This window comes from Pantoea sp. YU22, assembly GCF_003970755.1.
GTDB classification, from domain to species: domain Bacteria; phylum Pseudomonadota; class Gammaproteobacteria; order Enterobacterales; family Enterobacteriaceae; genus Pantoea; species Pantoea piersonii.
The window spans coordinates 122543-129835 of sequence record NZ_RYDU01000011.1; the positions used below are offsets into that span (position 1 = coordinate 122543).

A 7293-nucleotide genomic window follows, 5' to 3' on the forward strand; every position below is an offset into this window, starting at 1 on the left:
TTATGCAACCCTTATTACAGCTCCAGGGGATTGAGAAGTCCTTTCCCGGCGTAAAGGCGTTAAAGAGCGCGTCGCTGGCGGTCTATCCAGGACGCGTAATGGCGCTGGTAGGCGAAAACGGCGCCGGTAAGTCCACCATGATGAAGGTGCTGACCGGCATCTATAGCCGCGATGCAGGTTCGCTGCGCTGGCTCGGCGAGGAGACTACCTTCAGCGGCCCCAAAGCGTCGCAGGAAGCGGGCATCGGCATTATTCACCAGGAGCTGAACTTGATCCCTCAGCTGAGCGTGGCGGAAAACATCTTCCTGGGTCGCGAGTTCGTTAACCGTTTTGGCCGCATCAACTGGAAGCAGATGTATGCCGAGGCGGATGCGTTATTGAAGCGCCTCAATCTGCGCTTTAACAGCCACAAGCTGGTGGGCGATCTGTCGATCGGCGACCAGCAGATGGTGGAGATCGCTAAGGTACTGAGCTTTAAGTCGCAGGTGATCATCATGGATGAGCCGACCGACGCGCTTACCGATACCGAAACGCTGTCGCTGTTTCGCGTTATCAACGAGCTGAAGGCGCAGGGCTGCGGCATTGTTTATATCTCTCACCGCATGAAAGAGATCTTTGAGATTTGCGATGACGTCACGGTCTTCCGCGACGGCCAGTTTATTGCCGAGCGTCCCGTAAACACGCTCAGCGAAGAGGGCCTGATCGAGATGATGGTGGGGCGCAAGCTGGAAGATCAGTATCCGCGCCTCGACCAGGCGCCGGGCGAAATCCGTCTCAAGGTTGAAAACCTCAGCGGACCGGGCGTGCACGATGTCAGCTTCACGCTGCGCAAAGGCGAAATTCTTGGCGTGTCCGGGTTAATGGGCGCCGGACGCACCGAACTGATGAAGTTGCTCTATGGCGCATTGCCGCGCAGCAAAGGCCGTGTCTGGCTCGACGGGAAAGAGATCGCGACGCGCGCGCCGCAGGACGGGCTGGCCAGCGGCATCGTCTATATCTCTGAAGACCGCAAACGCGACGGACTGGTGCTCGGCATGTCGGTGAAAGAGAACATGTCGCTGACGGCGCTGCGCTATTTCAGCCGCGGCGGCAGTCTGAAGCATGCCGCAGAGCAGCTGGCGGTAGGCGATTTTATTCGCCTCTTCAATATCAAGACGCCCTCGATGGATCAGGCTATCGGTCTGCTCTCTGGCGGCAATCAGCAAAAAGTGGCCATCGCGCGCGGGCTGATGACGCGTCCCAACGTGCTGATTCTGGATGAACCGACGCGCGGTGTTGACGTCGGCGCGAAAAAAGAAATTTACCAGCTTATCAATCAGTTCAAGGCCGAAGGGCTAAGCATCATCCTGGTTTCATCTGAGATGCCGGAAGTGCTCGGCATGAGCGACCGCATCCTGGTGATGCATGAAGGCCGTTCAGGCGGCGAATTTACCCGTGAGCAGGCGACGCAGGAATCTTTAATGGCGGCAGCCGTAGGCAAGCAACACAGCGAGGATTTAGTTGTATGAGTACTCAAACCTTACCGTCCAGCCGTCGCTGGTTCAGCAAAGCCTGGCTGATGGAGCAAAAATCGCTGATTGCGCTCATTGTGTTGATCGCGGTGGTAGCGAGCCAGAGCCCCAACTTTTTCACCGTAGCGAACCTGTTCAATATCCTGCAGCAGACCTCGGTCAACGCCATTATGGCTGTTGGTATGACGCTGGTGATCCTGACTTCCGGCATTGATCTCTCGGTGGGATCGCTGCTGGCGCTAACGGGCGCGGTAGCCGCTTCGCTGGTGGGTATGGAAGTGAACGCGCTGGTGGCAGTGGCGGGCGCGCTGGCGCTGGGCGCGGCGATTGGCGCCGTTACCGGCACTATTGTGGCGCGCGGCAAGGTGCAGGCCTTTATCGCCACCCTGGTGATGATGCTGCTGCTGCGTGGCGTCACGATGGTCTACACCGACGGCAGCCCGATTAATACTGGCTTTAACGACAACGCCGATCTCTTCGGCTGGTTCGGTATCGGCCGCCCGCTGGGCATTCCGACGCCGGTGTGGCTGATGGCCGTTGTCTTCCTGCTCGCCTGGTACATGCTGCACCACACGCGTCTCGGCCGCTATATCTACGCGCTGGGCGGCAATGAAGCGGCGACGCGCCTCTCCGGCATTAACGTAAACCGCGTAAAAGTGATCGTCTATGCCCTGAGCGGCATGCTGGCGGCGCTGGCGGGCACCATTGAAGTCGCGCGCCTCTCTTCCGCGCAGCCGACGGCGGGGACCGGCTACGAGCTGGACGCTATCGCGGCGGTGGTGCTGGGCGGCACCAGCCTGGCAGGGGGCAAAGGGCGCATTATGGGCACCCTGATCGGCGCGCTGATCCTGGGCTTCCTTAATAACGGCCTGAACCTGATGGGCGTCTCTTCCTACTACCAGATGATCGTAAAAGCGGTGGTAATCCTGCTGGCGGTACTGGTGGATAACAAAAGCAGTAAATAACTCTGACCTTTACACAGGATGAAATGATGAAAAAGTTGACCGCACTGGCAGTGATCCTTGGCGCGACCTTAAGCGCCAGCGCAATGGCGAAGGATACCATCGCGCTGGTGGTCTCTACGCTGAATAACCCCTTCTTCGTCTCGCTGAAAGAGGGCGCGCAGAAAGAGGCTGACAAACTGGGCTATAACCTGGTGGTGCTGGATTCGCAGAACAACCCGGCAAAAGAGCTGGCTAACGTGCAGGATCTCACCGTGCGCGGCGCCAGACTGCTGCTGATCAACCCAACCGATTCCGATGCGGTCGGCAACGCGGTGAAAATGGCGAACCAGGCGAATATTCCGGTGATCACGCTGGACCGCGTGGCGGCGCAGGGCAAGGTGGTAAGCCATGTCGCCTCCGACAACCGTTTCGGCGGTAAAATGGCGGGCGACTACATTGCTAAACGCCTGGGCGACAGCGCGAAAATTATTGAACTGCAGGGCATTGCAGGAACCTCTGCGGCGCGCGAGCGCGGCGAAGGCTTTAAGCAGGCCGCCGATGCGCATAAATTCCAGGTGCTGGCGAGCCAGCCGGCGGACTTCGATCGCACTAAAGGCCTGAACGTGATGCAGAACCTGCTGCAGGCGCATCCGGACGTGCAGGCGGTATTTGCGCAAAATGATGAAATGGCGCTTGGAGCGTTACGCGCATTGCAAACCGCCGGGAAATCTGATGTCGTGGTAGTCGGCTTTGACGGCACCGCCGACGGCGTGAAAGCGGTCGAAGGCGGCAAGCTGGCGGCGACAGTCGCTCAGATGCCGGATAAGATCGGCATGATTGGCGTTGATACCGCTGATAAAGTGCTGAAAGGTGAAAAAGTGCAGGCCATCAATCCCGTTGACCTGAAACTGGTTACCAAATAACTCAAAGAAAAGCAGGGCAATGCGCCACCCTTAAACCGGTGGCGCACTCTTTCTGGATCACACCCTATGAGCAAAAGCGCAAAACTGGCCGTTCTCGGCAGCATTAATGCTGACCACATTCTTAACCTCGCGCACTTTCCCCGTCCCGGCGAAACGGTGATCGGGGAGCAGTACACCGTTGCGTTTGGCGGCAAAGGGGCGAACCAGGCGGTTGCCGCCGGACGGGCTGGCGCAGATATCGCCTTTATCGCCTGTCTTGGCAATGACGCCATCGGCGAACGTATCCGCGCACAGCTGACGCAGGACGGTATCGATGCCGCCTCGGTTGAGACCATCAGCGGCGAACCGACTGGCGTGGCGATGATTTTCGTCAATGGCGAAGGCGAAAACAGTATCGGCATCTGCGCTGGTGCCAATGCGGCGCTGACGCCCGCCTGCGTGACGCGTCATCAGCAGGTTATCGTTAACGCCTCGGCGCTGCTTATGCAGCTGGAGTCGCCGCTGGAAAGCGTATTAGCCGCGGCGAAGATTGCTCGCGCCCATCAGACTCAGGTCATCCTCAACCCCGCCCCGGCGACGCCGCTTGATGATGAGCTGCTGGCGCTGGTGGATATCATTACGCCTAATGAAACCGAAGCGGAAAGCCTGACCGGCATTGCCGTTACCAGTGATGAAGAAGCCGCTCGCGCCGCTGAGGCGCTGCACGCTAAAGGCATTGGTACGGTACTGATTACGCTGGGGCGCCGCGGCGTCTGGCTGAGCGAGCAGGGCAAAGGCGAACGCATTGCCGGTTTCACGGTGAAAGCGGTAGATACCATTGCCGCAGGCGATACCTTTAACGGCGCGTTTATTACGGCGCGGCTGGAGGGCAAAAGCCTGCATGAGGCGGTGCGCTTCGCCCATGCAGCGGCGGCTATCGCTGTCACGCGTCCGGGTGCGCAGCCCTCTGTGCCGTGGCGCGCGGAAATCGACGATTTTTTACTTCAGCAGAGTTAAGCCTTGGCTACCATGAAAGATGTCGCCCGCCTGGCGGGCGTCTCCACCTCTACCGTCTCGCACGTTATCAACAATAACCGTTTTGTCAGTGAGGCGGTGCGCGAGAAGGTCGATCAGGCAATCAGCACGCTGAACTATGCGCCCTCGGCGCTGGCGCGCAGCCTCAAGCTTAACCAGACGCATACGATCGGCATGTTGCTGACGACCAGCAGCAACCCTTTTTACGCCGAAGTGGTGCGCGGCGTCGAAAACAGCTGCTATGAGCGCGGCTACAGCCTCATTCTTTGTAATACGGCTGGCGACGAAGATCGCATGAATCGCAGTCTGGAAACGCTGCTGCAAAAGCGCGTCGACGGGCTGCTCATTATGTGTACCGAAAGCCACCTGCCGTCGGCAGCTATTCTTAACCGCTATCCTTCTATTCCGACCGTCATGATGGACTGGGCACCGTTTGAGGGGCGCGGGGATATTATTCAGGACAATGCGCTGCTGGGTGGCGAAATGGCGACGCAGCATCTGATTGATACCGGTTATACGCGCATCGCCTGCATCTCCGGTCCGCTGGATAAAACCCCGGGGCGCATGCGTCTGCAGGGCTATTACCATGCAATGGAGAAGAATGGCCTGGCTATCCCGCCTGGCTATGTGGTTAACAGCGACTTTGAGTTTCAGGGCGGCTATAGCGCCATGAAGCAACTGCTGGCGCTGGCATTACCGCCGCAGGCGGTTTTTACCAGTAACGATGCGATGGCGGTCGGCGTTTATCACGCGCTGTTTGAAGCGGGGTTGCGCATTCCGCAGGATATCGCGGTGATGGGATATGACGATATTGAGCTGGCGCGCTATCTGACACCGCCGCTGTCTACCATCCATCAGCCGAAAGATGAGCTGGGCCAGCTGGCGATAGATACGTTAATCCATCGCCTGAGCGATCCCGACGCCAGCCAGCAAACCCTGGTGCTGACGCCGGAACTGGTGGTGCGCGCTTCGACCTAAGCGGTTTTTTTCTTTTTATCGCGGTTGGTGATGAGATGACGGCCATCGCCGGACCGCAGCAGCGCGAAGGTAAAGGCCGAGATCACCGTTACGATGCCCATCGTCAGAAAGGTTGCATGGAACTGCGTAACGGTGTCGGTTTCGAATTCCTGATAAAAGCGCAGCACCGCCGCACTCACCGCGACGCCAAAGCTAATCGACAGCTGCTGCGTTACCGCCAGCACGCTGTTGCCACCGCTGGCGTTCTCATCATTCAGATCGGCCAGCGTGATTGTATTCATCGCGGTGAACTGCGTTGACATCGACATACCAAGAATAAATAACGGCAGCAGCAGAAAAACGATGCTCTCAGCGGGTGACTGCAGCGCAAAGCTGGCGATTAAGATGCCGATGATGACGGTTATGCCGACCAGCGTACGGCGATAGCCGAACAGGCGCAGCACCTGAGTCACCGTCGATTTCGCCAGAATCGAGCCTATGGCCGTAGGCGCCATCATGCAACCCGCCACCACCGCTGAAAAACCAAAGCCGACCTGCAGCATTAACGGCATCAGGAAGGGTACGCAGCCGGTACCGAGGCGCGAAGCGATATTGCCGATAATACCGACCGAAAAGGTACGGGTCTTAAACATCGGCAGGCTGATCAGGGGGGAGGCATGGCGACGCGCATGAACAATATAAAGAAGCAGCAGTATCACGCCTAAAGCCAGCACGCCTGACGCCAGCCAGGCGGAGACGATGCGCTCGCCGAACAGCTCGATGCCGATAGAGAGCAAAACCAGCCCAGCGCCGAACAGTAAAAAGCCGAGAAAATCGAAGCGGCGCTTAGGAAGCGTGAAGTCCGGCATATATTTCCGCGCATAGAAAATGCCAAGGATGCCGACGGGAATGTTGATTAAGAATATCCAGTGCCAGGTCGCGTAAGTGACCAGCAGTCCGCCGAGTAGCGGGCCCAGTATCGGGCCGACCAGACCAGGCATAGTCACGAAGTTCAGTACCGGCAGAAGTTCGCTGCGCGGGTAGGCGCGCAGCAACGCCAGACGCGCCACGGGCATCATCATCGCGCCGCCAACGCCCTGAATGATGCGTGAGATAACCAGCACCGTCAGCGATTGCGAAAAGGCGCAGGCCAGCGAGCCAAGGGTAAAGAGCGAGACGGCGATGATAAACACCTTGCGTGTGCCGAAGCGGTCAGCGAGCCAGCCGCTGACCGGAATTAACATCGCGACGGTAAGCGTGTAGCTGATAACGGCGGACTGCATGGCCAGAGGAGAGCGGCCGAGACTGTGAGCGATTGCGGGTAACGCGGTGTTGAGAATGGTGGCATCCAGTGCCTGCATAAAAAACGCCATGGCGGCTATCCATGGCAGACCGGCCATACTGCGCGCGGATCGTATCATCGAAAATCCTTCTATATATATGTGTCAGTAACTGGCGGGGAACCGAAGTGACAGCATAGCATCGGCATAAAGGGGCAGGGGGGCAATTTCCATCGCGCATGTCCGTTTCTGTGCGGTTTTTCACCCGGAAAAGCGTGCTTTTAAACCGTTCGGTTAAAAAAAAGGCATCCGGAAATTAATTTCAAAGAAATGCTTGTCAGCCGGAAAGAACTCCCTATAATGCGCCTCCACTGACACGGCACAACGGCTTACGAAGCGCGGTGTTCAGGAGGCTCAGGCAGCTGAGCCGCCGGAGAAAATCGCTGAAAAAAGTGGTTGACTCCGAAGGAGAGTAGCGTAATATACGCCACCTCGCAGCAGCAGGCTCAGCCGCTGACTGCACCGCTCTTTAACAATTTATCAGACAATCTGTGTGGGCACTCGCAGGACAGATATCAAAAAGTCTGCGGACTTTAAAAATATCAAGTCTCAAGAGTGAACACGTAATTCATTACGAAGTTTAATTCTTTGAGCATCAAACTTA

6 protein-coding genes are annotated in these 7293 nt (G+C 57.6%); 5 read left to right on the forward strand and 1 reads right to left on the reverse strand.

Annotated features, from left to right (window positions below):
- The first annotated feature begins 2 nt into the window (after positions 1-2).
- From rbsA to rbsR, 5 genes are all read left to right on the forward strand, one after another.
- Positions 3-1508 carry a ribose ABC transporter ATP-binding protein RbsA gene (gene rbsA / locus EKL29_RS15730; RefSeq protein WP_120457669.1) on the forward strand — a complete coding sequence of 502 codons (1506 nt, stop codon included), beginning with the start codon at positions 3-5 and terminating at the stop codon, positions 1506-1508.
- Positions 1505-2476 (forward strand): ribose ABC transporter permease, encoded by a 972-nt coding sequence (rbsC, locus tag EKL29_RS15735; RefSeq protein ID WP_033755349.1) that lies wholly within the window; start codon positions 1505-1507, stop codon positions 2474-2476. The genes rbsA and rbsC overlap by 4 nt, the downstream gene beginning before the upstream one ends.
- A gap of 26 nt (positions 2477-2502) precedes the next feature.
- Entirely contained in the window at positions 2503-3378 is an 876-nt protein-coding gene (gene rbsB, locus EKL29_RS15740) for a ribose ABC transporter substrate-binding protein RbsB (protein WP_120457667.1), read from the forward strand.
- Between the two features lie 66 nt (positions 3379-3444).
- Positions 3445-4374 (forward strand): ribokinase, encoded by a 930-nt coding sequence (gene rbsK / locus EKL29_RS15745; RefSeq protein ID WP_126690150.1) that lies wholly within the window; start codon positions 3445-3447, stop codon positions 4372-4374.
- Positions 4375-4386: 12 nt separating this feature from the next.
- A complete protein-coding gene (gene rbsR / locus EKL29_RS15750) occupies positions 4387-5370 on the forward strand; it encodes a ribose operon transcriptional repressor RbsR (RefSeq protein ID WP_120457663.1) in 984 nt (327 codons plus the stop codon).
- Here the strand turns inward: rbsR and mdtD are convergent.
- On the reverse strand, positions 5367-6770 hold the full coding sequence (gene mdtD, locus EKL29_RS15755; RefSeq protein ID WP_126690151.1) for a multidrug transporter subunit MdtD: 1404 nt from the start codon (positions 6768-6770) through the stop codon (positions 5367-5369). The two genes, rbsR and mdtD, sit on opposite strands and share 4 nt — an antisense overlap.
- Positions 6771-7293: the final 523 nt, after the last annotated feature.